Genomic DNA, 14,920 nt, shown 5'->3' with positions numbered 1-14,920 from the left:
TCCTCCGCCACCTTTGGACAGCTTTCCGGTCGCCCTGGCGTTCGTTTGGTGCTCTGTGATATTACGGGCTGAGCGTCAGGGTATCCTTATCGTAAATTCGCAACTCTGAGGTTTATCGACCGTGCGACCGGTCCAAAGTTCTGGCGTCTCCGAAGGCCCGCAGCCCATGTGAAGGCTGCGGGCCGACGTGATCTGTCACTTGGTGCGGTAGGCGTCCACGATCGTCTGGCTGAACGTGTTGCCGTGGCGGTCCTTCACCTCGGCGCGCAGCGATACCGTGCCGCCCGCGGGCGGGTTGGTGACGGTGACCGCGTGGTGCCGGACGGTCGTGCGGTGCCAGGTCTTCCCCGCGTCGTACGACACGGACACCTTCAGTGCGGCCGGGCCCCGGCCGGCGGCCGAACCCTGCACGGTGACCGGCACCTTCTGCCGTTTGCCCGCCGACGCCGTTGAGTCCAGGGCGAGTTGGGGCGTGTAGCGGACCACGCTCGATGGGACGGCGGAGGGTGACGACGTACGGGACGAGGTGAACTCGGCCTGCCAGGTGACCATGGACGTGACCGACGAGATGCCCGTCGCGCGGAGGACGGTCGTCGTCAGCGTGTAGCGGGCCCTGTCCGGCGGCAGGGTGAAGCTCGTGGCGTCGAGCGGCCCGTCGGCGGTGGCGTAGGGCTTGCCGTTGCGCAGGAGCGTGGTGCTCGTCGACGTCGGGTCGTACAGGCTGGTGCCCGTGTGCCCCGCGCCATCGGTGAACGGGGCGATCCCTCCTGTGAGTTGGTCACCGTTCCTGACGAGTCCGCCGCCGGCGCCGAGCGCGGGTCCGAACACGCCCACGCCGACCGTCTCGGTGCGGCGCGTGGACGCGGGGTAGGCGCGGGCCGGGATCTCGTAGCGGGTCTGGACGCTGCCGTTGGTCGGATTGACCTGACTGGAGATCTCCGACCAGGTGTATCCGCCCTGGACGTACACGGTCCGGGTGCCGGGCAGGTCGCTGTAGTGGCCGATGGCCACGCCACCGGGACCCGACTGCACCGTGTAGTTCACACCGAGGGTCCCGGGTAGCGAGGCACCCTGATGGAGCGTCAGTTCGGCCAACTGGCCTGCGGTGACGTGCTGGACGTGGCCCGAATAGAAGGCGTCACGCAGTGTGTGGGCGATGTGGTACTCGGTCGCGCCGTCGTACCAGTTGGAACGGAGGTACGAGGTGACCTCGCCCGGTGCCGGTGCGGGGCCGAAGGTGCCGACCCGGGCGCCCCGGAGACTGGCGGTCAGCCCGACGCCGAGGGAGCTCTCGGCCTTGCCCGAGCGCACCACGGTCGTCAGGAGCGTGGAGTAGCCGACCGCCTCCGGGTCCGGCACGGTCACCTCGACGGGCCGGGCGTCGCGCGCGTCGAAGGCGAGGGTCATGTCGTGGTCGACCGTCACCTTGGGGGCGACGAGCGTGTCGATGCCGCCGTCGGCGAAGTTGCGGCCGGCGACGATGTAGTCACCGGCGGGCAGTTCGACCGTGGCGGTGCCGTCCTCGCCTCTGATCACCTCGAAGACATCGTTGCCGATGCCGGTGAACCAGGCGGCCCAGCTGAAGGAGTCGGGCCGCCCGCCGTCGCGGTCGGTCGCCTCGACGGTGACCTCGAAGGTGTTCGCGGGCCGCTCCAGACCGCCGGTGCTGCGCACGGTCGTACCGCCGCTCGTCGCCACGAGGGTGATGCTGTATGCGCCGGTCGCGTCGCCGCCGACGCGGGTGTCCGCGGTGACGTCGACGCCCGCGGTGCCGCCCGCGGGGACGGTGACCCGCTGGGCGCCGAGCGTGAACAGCCCCGAAGGGGCGGGGCCGCCGTCCGGGCCGGTGGTGGTGGCGGCCAGGTCCAGGGTGACCGGCTGGTCGCCGAGGTTGCGGTAGGCGACCGTGCGGGTCTGCGGCTCGTCGTCGGTGTGCGGCCACTGCGCCTCGCCGAAGTTCAGCGAGCCGGGCTCGGCCACGACGGTCTGCGCGGACGCCCGGGTCAGGTCGATCCGGCCGGTGCCCTGCTGGTACGCGGTGTAGTCGCCGGGCTTGGCCGAACCGGTCAGCAGGCTCTTGATCCGGCCGGGGCTCCAGTCCGGGTGCTGCTGCATCAGAAGGGCCGCCGCGCCCGTCACATGCGGGGTGGCCATCGAAGTGCCGTCGAGAGTGACGTAACCGGGCGCGGGGTGCGGGTCGTTGGGCCGGGTGCCGGCCGCGGCGGCCGCGGTGATGGCGACGCCGGGCGCGGTGACGTCGGGCTTGACGCCGCCGTCCAGGCGCGGGCCGCGCGAGGAGAAGCCGGCCAGCCCGTCCAGCTTGTCCACCGCGCCCACGGTCAGCGCGGACTCGGCGACACCGGGGGTGCCCACGGTCCCTGAGCCGGAACCGGAGTTGCCCGCGGCGATGACGAACAGCGCTCGGTCGGAGAGTGCGTTCACGGCCTCTTCGAGCGGGTCGGTGCCCGGCTCGTCCGCCGAGCCGAGGGACATGTTGATCACGTCCGCGCCCTGCGCGACCGCCCACTCCATGCCGTCGACGATCCCTGAAGTCAGCCCGGAACCAGCGGAGTTGAGCACTTTTCCGTTGATCAGCTCGGCGCCCGGTGCCACGCCCTTGTACTTGCCGTCCGAGCCGGCTCCGGTTCCGGCGGCGGTCGAGGCGACGTGCGTGCCGTGCCCGTTGCCGTCCCGCAGTTCGGTGTCCGTCGAGAAGTTCCGCTCGGCGACGACCCGCCCGGCGAAGTCGGGGTGGGTGGTGTCGATGCCGGTGTCGAGCACGGCGATCTTCACGCCCTTGCCGTCGAAGCCGGACCGCCACATGCCCGGGGCGCCGATCTGCGGCACGCTTACGTCCAGGGCGGCCGTCACCACCCGGTCGAGACTCAACTCGGCCACGCCGGGCGCGAGTTCACTCCTACCGTTCGCGGTGTCGGTCAGCGCGGCCCATGCGGTCGAGGCCTCGTCGGGCGACACGACCACGGCTTCGGCGTGCACGGAGGACAGATCCCGAACGGGCGCCTCGGTGTCCGCGTGCAACTGTCCACGGGCGGCGGGGTGTTGTGCCGAATACCGCACGAGTACGGGGGCGCCGCCGTGGGTCAGATCCCGGTACTCGGGGCGATTCAGCTCGGCCACGTCGAACAGGCCCAGGTCCAACTTGCCTTGTCCGAGCAGGACTTCGGCGTCGGCGGGGACGACGTAGGTGTGGTCCCCGGTGCGGCTGGTCTGGAGCGGGACACCGGAGCGGCCCTTGGCCGGAGTGACCCCGACCGCGTTGCCCTTCTGGTCCAGGAGGACCTGGTCACCGGTGATCAACGTGACTGTTGTGTATGAGCTGTTGACTGCGGTGGAGCCGGCCGTGGGAGTGCCGGCCGTAGGGGTTCCGGCCGCCGAGGCCGGGTCGGATATCAACCCCGTCGTGAGCGCCACCGTCATGAGCAGCGCCCCGGACCAGCCTGCGGGGCGGGTGATCCGTCTCTTTTTTCTTGATCCCGACAATGTCGTCCCTGTCTGTGTGGGGAGGTGGGGGTTCACCCCGACTCGATTCAGGTGATGCAGGATCGTGCCGGGGGAGATCCTTCCCAGCCCTCACCTTCTGACGACATTGGTTCGTACCTTTAGTGTTCCGGGATGGTGTTCGCAGTCGCCGACGGGGTGGGTGTGGGTACTGCGGTCAACCGTTAGGGCGTTCCCCCGGGTTGCGGGCCGTAGCGCACCACATGGGTCGGGACCGTGACGCGCCGGGAGGCAGGGGGTTCGGAGTCCCGGTGGCCGAGGCGGTCGATGAGGAGCCGCGCGGCCTGTCTGCCGATCTCGTCGGCGTCGTAGGAGACGAGTGTCAGTGGCAGGCCGAGGATGTCGGAGTAGTCGAAGTCGTCGAAGCCGGCCAGGGGGAGGGCGGTACCGGTCCTGTGAAGGGCGCGGATCGCCCCCTGGCTGATGCGGTTGTTCGTGCAGAACAGCGCTGTGGGGCCCGCGGGACGGTCGAGGAGTTCGAGGACCGCGCGCTCAGCCGTCGCGGCGTCGACGAGGCCCTGTCGAATCAGGGCGTCGTCCGGCTCCACGGCGGCTTCCTCGTGTGCCGCCCAGAAGCCGCGCAGCCGTTCGGCCCCCGTGTACAGCGCTGGCGGATTGCCGAGGAAGGCGATGCGCGTGTGTCCCTCCGCCAGGAGGCAGGCGGTGACCTCGCGGGCGCCGTGGAAGTCCTCGACCAGCACACAGTCGGTGTCCAGGCCGACGGGCGGCCGGGCGGCGAGGACGACGGGGACATGGCGCATCGCGGCGGCCAGGTGCTGCTGCCGGCTGCCGGCGGGGACCACGATCAGCCCTTCGACCCGGTGGTCGATGAGGCCGTCGACGAGACCGGCTTCGACATCCGCCTCTTCGCCGGTGTTACTGAGCAGCATCCGGAAGTCGTGTTCGGAGAGGACCTCCTGGACCCCCAGCGCGAGGCGCGAATAGAACGGGTTGGCGAGGTTGGTGACCACGAGACCGATCATCCTGCTGCCGCCGAGCCGTAGGCTGCGCGCGGTCTCGTTGAGGCGGTAGCCGAGACGGTCGACCGCGGCGAAGACCCGTTCTCGGGTCGCTTCGGAGACCGAGGGGTCGTTCTTGAGCACCCGCGAGACCGTCATGGCGCTGACCCGCGCGAGTTTCCCGACGTCGTGCATGGTCGGCCCGCCGCCCCGGCGAGCGGTCATACCGCTTCTCCTTCTTGCGTCAGCCGTGGCGGCGTCCCGGACCCGGCCGGTCCCCGACGCGCCGCGTTCGATGCGTCCTGTGCCCAGTGCGCGGCCCCGATCAAGGGTGCCTGCGCCGGCTGCCGGGCCGGCGACACACGGGCAGTCGTCCCGCCCGCCAGAACCAGCCCGGCGAAGAGCGCGGGCCGGATCAAGTCCCAAGACTGGGCCATGGATCCACCGATCACCACCGCGCTGGCTTCGAAGCGGTCGACCCACGGGGCCACTGCCTGGCCGAGGGCCTCGAAAGCGTAGCGGAAGGCCTTCGCGGCGGCGGGGTTGCCCGCCCTGGCCAGCGCGGCGATCTGGTGGACGTCGAGCGGGGACCGATTCCCCGGGACGCCGTCGAGGCGTGAGTAGTGGGCGCGGATGGCGCGGCGTGAGACGGACTCCTCCAGCGGCAGGCCGCGCACGGTCAGCCGGTGCACGTGACCGTCGGGCGGCACCCGCGTGCCGTCATGCACGGGTCGCCCGTCGCGCAGGAACGACGAGCCCACGCCCGTGCCCAGCGTCAGGCACACCACGCGCTCGTGTCCCGCCGCGGCTCCCGCGTGATACTCGCCGATGGCGAAGGCGTCGGCGTCGTTGAGAAACCGCAGGTGCTCGGCCCGGTGAGCCAACCGCCTGCGCAGTCCGGCTCCGACATCGACACCGGACAGGGCCTCGAACTTCCCGACGCCCGTGAAGCGGCCCACCCCGGTGTCGTAGTCGAAGGGGCCCGGTATGGCCACGCCCCAGTGCGACCGGTGCCCGGCAGGCAGTTCCAGGGCGGCCAGGGCGATGGCGTCGAGGACGCTGTCGGCTGCGGCGTCGGAGCGCAGGGGCCTGCGGAGCACCGAGGACGGGAGGGGGCGACCGGTCGCGGGGTCGACCAGGGCGGCGGTGACATGTGTTCCACCGATGTCGAGTACGGGGATCGGCGCGCCGGGCCACGGGGCGGCACCGGCCGGCTGAGCGGCACCGGTCCGCCGAGCGGCACCCGTCACGGCTCGACCACCAGTGCCTTGACGACGTGCACCTCGTCACCGCCCACCGCACGGATGCGGTAGGGGCCGGCCGCGGCGGGCACGGTGATCGTCTCCGCGAAGGCCAGGAAGTGGCTGCTTCTGCCGGCGGTCTCGATGACGGCGCCCTGGCCCGCGGAGACGTTGAGGATGTGGAAGCGGCCGGCGGTGTCGTCGGCGATGCCGGAATCCGGGGCCAGCACCAGGCGGTGCACCGCGTAGAACATCTCGGGCAGCGCGCCGATGACCTCCTCGCGCCAGCCCTTGCCCGCGCGCAGGGTGCGTGGCTGCTGGATCAGCTCCTTCGTCACGTCCTCGCCGCGCCGAGCGGTGTCCAGGTTGGCGAAGCCGTGTTCGTAGGGGAGCGGCCGGGACGCGCCGGCGGCGTCCTTGCGGAGCCAGTCGTAGAAGCGCAGGGAGTACAGGTACGGCGTCGCGCTCACCTCCAGCACCAGGTTGCCCGCTCCGGAGGCGTGCGGGGTACCCGCGGGGATCATGAACAGTTGGCCGACGGTGGCCGGATGGACCTGGACGTGATCCTCGACCGGCAGGGGAGTGCCCTGCGCGACGGCGTCCTCCACCTGGCGGCGCATGACGTCGAGATCCGCGTGCTCGGTGAGCCCGAGGAGAACCTGGGCGCCGGGCTCGCTGGCGGTGACGTAATACGTCTCGTGCTGGGTGTAGGGCCAGCCGAAGACCTCCCGCATGTACCGCTCCTGCGGGTGGCAGTGCAGGGAGAGGTTGCCGCCCCCGACCGTGTCGAGGTAGTCGAAGCGGATCGGGAAGGAGGTGCCGAAGGCGCGGTGGACTTCCTCTCCGAGCATGGCCTGCGGGTGCAGGACACAGAGGAGTTGGAAGGGGACCTCGACCTGCGGCCCGTCCTCGCGGCCGATGAGGACTCCCGCTTCGGGAGCGATCAGTTCGTAGCCGAGGGCGGTGTTGCCGGCCTGCGGCGTGAAGCCGAGTTCGCTCGCCGCCCATTGGCCGCCCCAGGGAGTGGAGTTGAAGTAGGGACGGGTGCGCACGGGCCCACGCGCCAGGTGTTCCAGAGTGCTGCGCAGGGCCGCGCCGTCCAGCGAGGTGGGGGTGGTCGCGTCCTGTACGTCGATCCATCGGTCGACCCCTGTCGCGTGCGCGTCGCGGTGTCGGTCCAGCACGGGCCAGTCGGTGTAGAACAGCCGCACCAGGTGGCCCGGTTCGCCGAGTCGGGCGAGGTTGACGCCCACCGGCCGATGCCCGTGTGCCACGGCGGCCTCGGCGTACCGCTTCGGCAGGTCCGCGTACCACAGCAGATCCGGCTCGCACAGCACCGCGCCCGGCCCGAACACCACCACCACATCGTCGTCCGGGAGCCTGCTCTCCTGAGGGACCGAGTCGAAGAGGTCGGAGACCTGCGCCTCGGACAGCGGAGTGAAGAAGGGATCGTCGGCGGGGACGGGGTGAGCGGTGATCCGCTCGGCAGCGGCCGGTGCGTAGTGGCGGCGCACATCCACCGATCTCACCTGTCGTCCGGCGGAGCGGATGGCCGAGGACAGTCCGTCGACCAGGGCGTCCCAGTCCAGCGCGGCGGGTCCGTCCACCGCCAACGTGAGCGGACCGGCCGACAGCGTGGCAACCGCGGCCGGCCAACCTGCGACCACCTGTCCGTCCACGGGCTCGTAGCTGGGGTTGGGATCGTATGAACGAGGCGTGCTCGACACATGTTCTCCTTGGCGGTCCACGAGGTTGAAGTTAACGTTAACATCTGCTGAGGGGGCGGCCCATGCATGTGCCCCAGCACGACACCCTGGCGTTCCAGGGGCGCCGCGACACCGTCGTGAACCTCGTCCCGACACCTAGCTGATGCGGATCACCATGTAGGTCTCGCCGTCCCTCGGCGGTCGGGTCCATGAGCGGGTGGTGAAGGTCTGCAGCCGCCCGTTCACGAGGGCGTGACGAGGTAGCGAGACACCGAACTCCCCGGCCACCGCTTCCAGCAGCGCTCGTTCCGCTGCGGCGGCGTCCTCCGGGTCACCGAAGAACCGGCTCGGATCCAGCGCCTGGGGTATGTCCCCGCTGCGCTGGATCTCTCCGTCCGCGTAGGTGAATGCGTACAGCTCGGCACCGTCTCGTGCCACCGAGAGGTGGAAGAACGGTTGAACGTGCTCTGCCCGCAAGCCGCTCCACACCACCACCGTGCGTCTGTCCGTGCCGGCGGTTGCGACCGGGGAGACGAAGCGCCGCCGGTCGAACGGGGAGGGATTGCCGTCGAAGCCGAAGCTCCAGCCGGTGCCGGCCCGGCCGACTGCCATGAGAGCCCTGTCGTCGTAGGACGAGAACTCCCTCCGGTTGTGCGCCGACCTGCGGCGCGCCTCCCAGAGGGTCATGGAACCGTTCAGCACAGTGCCGCCCTTGTCCTCATTTCCCTCTCCAGCCGTGTCATTTCCAGCCCCGTCCACGTCCGCGAGATGTCCGGGCAACTCCTCCGGCTCCGCGCCTTCCACCAGGACGAACCGGTAGGACGTGCGGTTGTTTCCCGGGTCCGGGTCCGCGAGCCACGCCAGGTCGCCCGGGTCGAGATCCGGTGTCGGCTCCGGCGCCTCGCCGGCCTGTCCGCCCCTCGGCGTGGACAGCAGCTCGCGACCCCGCTCCGGGGTCAGCAGCGACCCGAGCACCGGATCGGCCACCCACCCCAGCGGCGCGAGGTGATCCGGTCCCAGCGGCTCCCAGAGCGGAAGGGCGTCCCTCAACGTCCGCCATGCCTCGTCGGTGTCTCCCCAACGCGCCAACTCCCGTGCCCGCTCGACCGCTTCCCCGTACGGTCCGGCCGCGGTGTACCGGTACGAGCCGTCCCTCACCTGACCCAGCGTTGCGTAAGCCAGTGACATCAGGTCGGCGTCGGCGCCCCGCAGCTGGAACGTCAGCGTCGAGTCGTCCCGGTACGAGTGCGCCGCGTGCTCGGCGACCAGTGGTGGCAGCAGTTCGGGCGTGTACCGCGGGTCCGTCACCAGCCCGTCGAAGTACACCGTGTGGGTCTGTCCGAACAGTCGGCGTATCTGATCACCCAGCCCGGCGGCCCGAGGCCTGCCGTACCCCCTGGCCTCGTCCAGTGTCTTCACGGCCTGTTCCCAGCCACCACGCAGCGCCTCCAGCCGGGCCTCCTCCACCAGGGCGTCCAGCTTTCGAGTCGTGTCGTTGACGAACTCCGGCTCCCCTTCGCCCCGGTGCGCCCGCAGACTGTGGAACTCCCTGTGCATGTCCCGCATGAACGTGAGGAAGTTCGCGTACCGCTCGGGCGGGGCGGCCCGCCAGCCCGCCCATGTGTACACGGCCCACTCACCGTCCTCGTCCACGTCCTCGGGATCGAAGAGGACGTAGGTGGCGTCGGACTCGACGTCGAGTTGCAGCCCGCGCCGCCAGATGTCCGCCGCCCGCTGCTCCTCGGGCCCGGCGTCCTCGTCCAGGTACTCCTCGAACATGTCCGCGAGCCCCGACTCGTTGTCATGCCAGTGCGCGTCCTCGGTCCCCGCCAGCAGCGAAACGAACCCGCCCGCGTGCCGCCACCCGTCGCTCACCTTGAGGAACTCCCGGTACGACCGAGGCATTGGTCGGCCGAGACGCTCCTCCATGGCTGAGATCCGGTCCTCCGGCGCGGACGGAAACCCCAACCAGCGCGCCTGCCGAGCAGCCTCTTCGTCCTCGCCCCGCACCTCGCCGTCCAGCAAGGAATCCGCCCACTCCCCGCTCCACCCGAGCAGGAAGGACCGCCAGTCGAACGCCGTGGAATCCGTCATACGCCCGATGCTGCCACCCACCACTGACAGCGCCCCGCTGCTCCCGGCTCGGGGGCCTTGGCGCAGTGGGCCACGACGGGGGCCGGGGCCTGTTGTGGACGGGAGCGAGCGGCACGGAGCACGCCAACACCCCCGCCCTCACCGACCAAGACCAGCCGCAGGTCGGCCCATTAAGGTCGGAGGTATGACGACTTCCCTTGCTGGTAGTGCCTTCGACGCGCTTCGCCTCGACGCCGTGCCCGATCAGGAGGCGTTGCGTGAGGTGTACGCGCTTCCCGGTGACGCGGCCGTGCGGAAGCAGATGACGGAACTCACCGCGCAGACCCGGCAGTTGATCGGCTGTTCGTCGCTGGTTCTGGTCGCGAGCGTGGACGCCGAGGGCAACTGTGACGTCTCGCCGCGCGGTGGTCCCGCCGGGTTCGTCGCCGTGCTGGACGGGCGGACGGTGGCGATACCGGACGCGACCGGCAACAAGCGGCTGGACACGCTGCAGAACGTCATCGCCACCGGACGGGCCGGGCTGCTGTTCGTCATCCCCGGGCGGACCACCACGCTGCGGGTGAACGGCCGCGCCGTCGTCTCCACCCGCCCGGAACTGCTGTCGCAGCTGACCGCCGTGGGCAAGCCGCCGGCCAGTGCGCTGGTGGTGGGGATCGAGGAGGTCTACCCGCACTGCCCCAAGTCGCTGCTGCGCAGCGGGGCTTGGCAGCCGGAGCAGTGGCTACCGGCGGACGCCCAGCCGGCCTCGGCCGAGGTGACGCTGGCCCAACTGCGGATGCCGGAGCTGACCATCGCCGACATCGAGAAGGTGGAGGCGGACTCGCTGAAGTACCGGTACGAGTAGCGAGTAGCGGGCCGCCCGGCGATCGCCGAACCACGCCGGCGGGCTCAGGGGCCGGACTCAAGAGCTCCAGACGCGCTCCGCGTAGTCCGCGAAGTTCTTGCCGAGGATCTTCTCGATGCGCTCCGAACGGTAGCCGCGCCGCTCCAACAGCCGGATCAGCTCGCGGAATTGGTCGACACCTCGCAGGTCGACGACGAACGGGTACACGTCGTCGCCCTCGCCCGTCGCGCTGACGCCGGCCTCCCGGCGCCGGGCGACCTGTTCGGCGAGGTCGGCACGGTAGGCGTCCAGGTCGTCGACGGCGGTGACGGGTCCGTCGGTGCCGATGCCGACATGGTCCTCGCCGCAGATGTTGACGGCGTGGTCGATGTGCTCGACGACGTCGGCGGCGCGGGCATGGCCGGTCGGGTTGAGGAACGGCATGAAGTAGATGCCGACGAACCCTCCGCGCGAGGCGACCAGGCGCAGTTCCTCGTCGGTCTTGTTGCGCGGGAGGTCGGTGAGCGCGCGGCAGCCGGTGTGGTTGACGGAGACGGGTTGCCGGGAGATCCGGGCCGCTTCCAGGCAGGTCCGCTCCCCGCTGTGGGAGAGGTCGACCATGAGGTGGCGGTCGTTGAGGCGCTCGACCACCTCATGCCCGAAAGGGGTCAGGCCCCGGTTGCGCGGTTCCATCGAACCGTCGCCGAGTGCGTTCGCCTGGTTGTACGTGAGCTGGACGACGCGTACGCCGAGTCGGTCGAAGGTGTCGACGCGGGTGATGTCGTCGCCGAGCGCGACGGCGTTCTGGAAGCCGTAGATGACGCCGATCCGGCCCTCCCGCCGGGCCCGGTGGAGGTCGGCCGCCGTGCGCACCTTGACGAGATCGGCCGCGTTGTCCCGCAGGATCGTGTCCCAGACCGCGATGTCGTGCAGCGTGTACTCGTACGGATCCATGTCGCCCATCACGTATCCGAGCGTGATGTTCACCGCGGTCAGCCCCGAGGCATGGGCCTCGGCGAGCGTGCGCGCGTCGACGGTGATGTCCTCGCCGGTCTGCACGAGCTTGCCGGCGGTCGCCGACGAGCGAGGCGCGTTGGGGTTGTCGAGCACCCCCAGCGCGTTGACGATCATGCGGCCGTGCTCGAAGTGGTCGGTGTCCGCAAGGGAAATGGCGGTCATCGGGCGTCGTGTCCCTTCGGTGGGTGCGTGTCTCGTGGCTGTGGTTCCGATGGGTGTCAGCGGCCGGGGGCGACCGGCTCGTAGTCGCTGCGGTCGTACCGGCGGCCGCGTTTGACCACGAACTCGATCTCGGAGAGATGGGCCATGTCGTCGAGCGGATTCGCCGACAGGACGGCGAAGTTGGCGAGCTTGCCCTTCTCGACCGTGCCCATCACGTCCTGTGCGCCCATGCTCATGGCGCCGACGAGGGTGGCCGCGCGAATGACCTGCACCGGGGGGATGCCGCATTCCCGCGCCAGGAAGACCATCTCGTCGTGCAGCGCGGGGAGTTGATGCTCGGGGGAGTTCTCGTAGTCGCTGCCCGCGGAGACGGGGACGCCGGCGCGGTAGGCGTGGGCGGTGATCCCGGCCGCCAGACGCGAGTTGGCCCGAACCCGCTCCTGTGCCTCGGGATCCGTCGCGTCGGGGCCGAAGTAGTTCGTCCACATGCCGGCGGTCGCGTCGAGAATCGTGCCCCGCGCCAGCATGCGCTCGAACAGCGACTGGAGGTGCGGGTCCTCGCCGTCCGCGAACCGGTCGTGGTCGATGGGCGGCTTGTCCTTGTACGAGGTCAGGGGGTGCCGGGTGCCCTCCTGCGCGAGGGCCGTGGCGTGCGAGACGGTGTCCACCCCGGCGTCGACGACCTCGCCGGGGCTCGCGGGATAGACCGTGCCGTGCGCCCAGGCGGCGAGCCCCTGCCGGTGTGCCTCGGCCGTGATCGCGGCGACCGTGTCCGCGGTCAGGTCGGCGTAGATCTTGACCGCGCGGGCACCGGTGCCCCGGGCCACCGCGACCGCCAGGGGCAGGTCGGTCTCGGCGGTGATCGCCTGCATCCACGGCACGGCACCGGGCGTACCGCCCTGGGACACCTGCTGGGTGCGCGGGTCGTCGAAGAAGGTCGGCCCGGCCATGAGGGCGGCGAAGTGGATGTCGGGTCCGGGGATCTCGCCGACCAGTGCGGCGCGGCCGAGTTCGGCCACCTGGCGGAGGTCGTCGGCCATGTCCCGGATCGCCGTGACACCGCCGTGGACCTGCCTGCGCAGTACGGCCTCGGCGGTGGCGCGATCGGGGGGCGTCGCGATGTGCTGGTGGGAGTCGATCAGTCCGGGGACGACGAAGCGTCCCGTGATGTCGACGACCGTCGCTGTCGTGTCGGCGATCTCGGCGTCGGGGACGACGGCCCGGATGGTCGCGCCGTCGGTGACGATCGACGTCGCCGTCCGCGCCGGGCCGCCCGTCCCGTCGATCACCGTCGCCCCTCGGTAGACCACCACGGTGCCCGCCGCGGGCGGGGCCCAGGGAGTCGGCGCACCGAGAACCTCATGACCCATGGAACTGACCTCCGTGGTGGTGACTAGGGCAGTGGTGTTGCGTCCTACAGTGGTGTTACGTCAGGCGTAACATATGTATCCTCCTGCGTAACATCGAGAATGTAGCACCGGAGTGCGACAAGGGGCGCCACGCATGTCGAAGCCAGCCAGCTCCGCTGTCGACAAGGCACTGGATCTGATCGAGGCACTCGCCCGGTCCGACCGGCCGCTGCGCCTCAGCGAACTCGCGGTCGAGGTCGGCCTCCATCGCGCGACCGCCTACCGCGTCCTCATCGACCTCATCCGCCGCGGCTGGGTGCTGCGCACCGACGACCACTACCTCCTCGGCGCGGCAGCGCTCCAGCTCTCGCACTCGGCCGCGCACAACTCCCTTGTGGCGGTGGCCCGTCCGGTGCTGGAAGCCCTCTCGGAACGGACCGGCATGATGGTGAACCTTCAGGTGCTGGAAGCCGAGAGCTCGAGCGTGATCGACGTCGTACGACCGTCGCGGCTGGAGATGATCAGCCACCTGCGGGACGAGTTGCTGCCCGTCCACAGGTTCGCCGGTCCGGTGGCCCTGGTGGCGCTGCTCGACGAGGACGCGCGGCGCCCCTATCTGCGCCTGGCGGAGGAGGCCGGTCATCCGCTCACCGGGCCGGCAGGCCTGCTGGCGGACATCGAGGAGGCCGAGCGCATCGGTTACGCCTTCGAGCGCGGTCGTGCCGAGCGACTCGTCGCGTCGGTGAGCCGGGCCGTGGTCTCCGCGAAGGGGTGGCCGATCTGCGCGCTCACCCTGGTCGGACTCGACGCCGAGTTCGACGAGCCGCGGCTGTCCGAGCTGAAGCGGCGGCTCCGTGAGGCGACGGACGCACTGCAGGAATCGCTGACGGGCCTCTCCTCGACACCGCAGGCGGACCTCGCGTGAGCGGCGTACTGGTCCTCGACCGCGCGCAGACCCGGGCCTGCCTGGATCCGGCGCGGGTGCTGACGGCCGTCACGCGGGCGCTCGTCGCGATCAGTCGCGGCGAGGTCTCCGCCCCGGCCCGGATCGCCGCGCAGGCGCCCGCCGGACTCCTCGGCGCGATGCCCGGTTACGTGCCGGGCCTCGGTCTGGCCGCCAAGCTGGTGTCGGTCTTCGCCGCGCCCGGTCGGACAGGCGGCAGCGCACACCGCGGAGTCGTCGCCCTGTTCGACGAACACGACGGCCATCCGCTCGCGCTCATGGACGCCGAACCGGTCACCGCCGTGCGCACCGCAGCCGTCGCGACGATCGCCATGCGGGCGCTGGCCCGCCCGCGCCCCGACCGGATCGCCGTACTGGGCACGGGAGTTCAGGCCCGCGCCCAGGTCGAACTGCTCGCGACGACAGACGCCGACGCGACTCTCGTCATAGGCGGGCGAGACCTTCAGCGCGCCCGGCAGCTCGCGGAACTCCATCCGAACGCCTGGGCGGGCTCCGTCGAGAAGGCGGCCCGTGGAGCCGACGTGGTGTTCTGCTGCACCGGCGCGCGTGAGCCCGTGCTCGATCCGTCGTGGCCGGCCGAGGGGGCTCACATCAGCTCCGTCGGCGGCTCCCACGGCCACGAACTCGCCCCCGACACCGTCCGCACCGGCTCCCTCTTCGCCGAATGGCCGGGTGCCGCCGCCTCGCCTCCGCCGGCCGGGGCCCACGAACTGCAGGGCATCCCGGCACACCGGATCACCCTCCTCGGCTCGGTCCTCGACGGCCGCCATCCCGGCCGTCGGGCATCCACCGAACTGACGGTCCTCAAGTCAACGGGCCACGCCGCGCTCGACGTTGCCGCGGCGGCGGTGGTCCACGACGTCGCCCGCGCCGAAGGCATGGGTACGAGGCTGGAGATGTGACGGCCGACAGCCTGGCCGCCGCCCTGTTGTCGTCTTGTCATCGGCTGTCGTCGGCCAGGGGGTGCCCGATGCGTCTTGCTGCGGGCCCATAACGAGCCCTGGGCGATGGCCATTTGGCGCGACTCCCCATCGGAGCCCTTCGCACGGCCGGAGTGAGATCGAGGCCGGACCTGCGCCGCAACGC

The 14,920-nt window shown here is 70.8% G+C and carries 10 protein-coding genes; 3 read left to right on the top strand and 7 right to left on the bottom strand.

Going from position 1 to position 14,920, the window contains the following annotated elements:
• Nucleotides 1–195: 195 nt before the first annotated feature.
• The 5 genes from ACIQI8_RS36135 to ACIQI8_RS36115 form a co-directional block, all read right to left on the bottom strand.
• Nucleotides 196–3,438, bottom strand: coding sequence for a S8 family peptidase (locus tag ACIQI8_RS36135; protein WP_402360311.1), 3,243 nt, complete (start codon nucleotides 3,436–3,438; stop codon nucleotides 196–198).
• A gap of 245 nt (nucleotides 3,439–3,683) precedes the next feature.
• Nucleotides 3,684–4,703 carry a LacI family DNA-binding transcriptional regulator gene (locus ACIQI8_RS36130; protein ID WP_402360308.1) on the bottom strand — a complete coding sequence of 340 codons (1,020 nt, stop codon included), beginning with the start codon at nucleotides 4,701–4,703 and terminating at the stop codon, nucleotides 3,684–3,686.
• Nucleotides 4,700–5,659, bottom strand: coding sequence for an ROK family protein (locus tag ACIQI8_RS36125; protein ID WP_402361340.1), 960 nt, complete (start codon nucleotides 5,657–5,659; stop codon nucleotides 4,700–4,702). The genes ACIQI8_RS36130 and ACIQI8_RS36125 overlap by 4 nt, the downstream gene beginning before the upstream one ends.
• A 65-nt stretch (nucleotides 5,660–5,724) precedes the next feature.
• Nucleotides 5,725–7,446, bottom strand: coding sequence for a class I mannose-6-phosphate isomerase (locus ACIQI8_RS36120; RefSeq protein ID WP_402360305.1), 1,722 nt, complete (start codon nucleotides 7,444–7,446; stop codon nucleotides 5,725–5,727).
• 135 nt (nucleotides 7,447–7,581) lie between these two features.
• Nucleotides 7,582–9,519 carry an SMI1/KNR4 family protein gene (locus ACIQI8_RS36115; RefSeq protein ID WP_402360302.1) on the bottom strand — a complete coding sequence of 646 codons (1,938 nt, stop codon included), beginning with the start codon at nucleotides 9,517–9,519 and terminating at the stop codon, nucleotides 7,582–7,584.
• A gap of 184 nt (nucleotides 9,520–9,703) precedes the next feature.
• Between ACIQI8_RS36115 and ACIQI8_RS36110 the strand changes: the two genes are divergently transcribed.
• Nucleotides 9,704–10,363, top strand: a complete 660-nt coding sequence (locus ACIQI8_RS36110; protein ID WP_402360299.1) for an MSMEG_1061 family FMN-dependent PPOX-type flavoprotein — start codon at nucleotides 9,704–9,706, stop codon at nucleotides 10,361–10,363.
• A 57-nt stretch (nucleotides 10,364–10,420) separates the two neighbouring features.
• On the opposite strand, the gene ACIQI8_RS36105 is transcribed toward ACIQI8_RS36110, so the two are convergent.
• Complete coding sequence (locus tag ACIQI8_RS36105; protein WP_402360296.1) at nucleotides 10,421–11,521, bottom strand: dipeptidase; 1,101 nt, start codon at nucleotides 11,519–11,521, stop codon at nucleotides 10,421–10,423.
• A 56-nt stretch (nucleotides 11,522–11,577) separates the two neighbouring features.
• A complete protein-coding gene (locus ACIQI8_RS36100; protein ID WP_402360293.1) occupies nucleotides 11,578–12,891 on the bottom strand; it encodes an amidohydrolase family protein in 1,314 nt (437 codons plus the stop codon).
• Nucleotides 12,892–13,024: 133 nt separating this feature from the next.
• On the opposite strand from ACIQI8_RS36100, the gene ACIQI8_RS36095 reads away from it, so the two are divergent.
• On the top strand, nucleotides 13,025–13,795 hold the full coding sequence (locus ACIQI8_RS36095) for an IclR family transcriptional regulator (protein ID WP_402360290.1): 771 nt from the start codon (nucleotides 13,025–13,027) through the stop codon (nucleotides 13,793–13,795).
• The gene (locus ACIQI8_RS36090) at nucleotides 13,792–14,736 is read left to right on the top strand and encodes an ornithine cyclodeaminase family protein (protein ID WP_402360287.1); all 945 of its coding nucleotides are present in this window, start codon (nucleotides 13,792–13,794) and stop codon (nucleotides 14,734–14,736) included. The genes ACIQI8_RS36095 and ACIQI8_RS36090 overlap by 4 nt, the downstream gene beginning before the upstream one ends.
• The last annotated feature ends 184 nt before the right edge of the window (nucleotides 14,737–14,920 follow it).

It is taken from the genome of Streptomyces sp. NPDC092369 (genome assembly GCF_044755245.1).
Classification (GTDB): domain Bacteria; phylum Actinomycetota; class Actinomycetes; order Streptomycetales; family Streptomycetaceae; genus Streptomyces.
This window is presented reverse-complemented; position numbering and strand designations above follow the sequence as displayed.

What these genes read in the sequence shown, in the direction of transcription:
- ACIQI8_RS36135 (WP_402360311.1), bottom strand. Translation starts at nt 3,438, where the DNA reads ATGACGGTGGCGCTCACGACGGGGTTGATATCCGACCCGGCCTCGGCG.
- ACIQI8_RS36130 (WP_402360308.1), bottom strand. Translation starts at nt 4,703, where the DNA reads ATGACCGCTCGCCGGGGCGGCGGGCCGACCATGCACGACGTCGGGAAA.
- ACIQI8_RS36115 (WP_402360302.1), bottom strand. Translation starts at nt 9,519, where the DNA reads ATGACGGATTCCACGGCGTTCGACTGGCGGTCCTTCCTGCTCGGGTGG.
- ACIQI8_RS36110 (WP_402360299.1), top strand. Translation starts at nt 9,704, where the DNA reads ATGACGACTTCCCTTGCTGGTAGTGCCTTCGACGCGCTTCGCCTCGAC.
- ACIQI8_RS36105 (WP_402360296.1), bottom strand. Translation starts at nt 11,521, where the DNA reads ATGACCGCCATTTCCCTTGCGGACACCGACCACTTCGAGCACGGCCGC.
- ACIQI8_RS36100 (WP_402360293.1), bottom strand. Translation starts at nt 12,891, where the DNA reads ATGGGTCATGAGGTTCTCGGTGCGCCGACTCCCTGGGCCCCGCCCGCG.
- ACIQI8_RS36095 (WP_402360290.1), top strand. Translation starts at nt 13,025, where the DNA reads ATGTCGAAGCCAGCCAGCTCCGCTGTCGACAAGGCACTGGATCTGATC.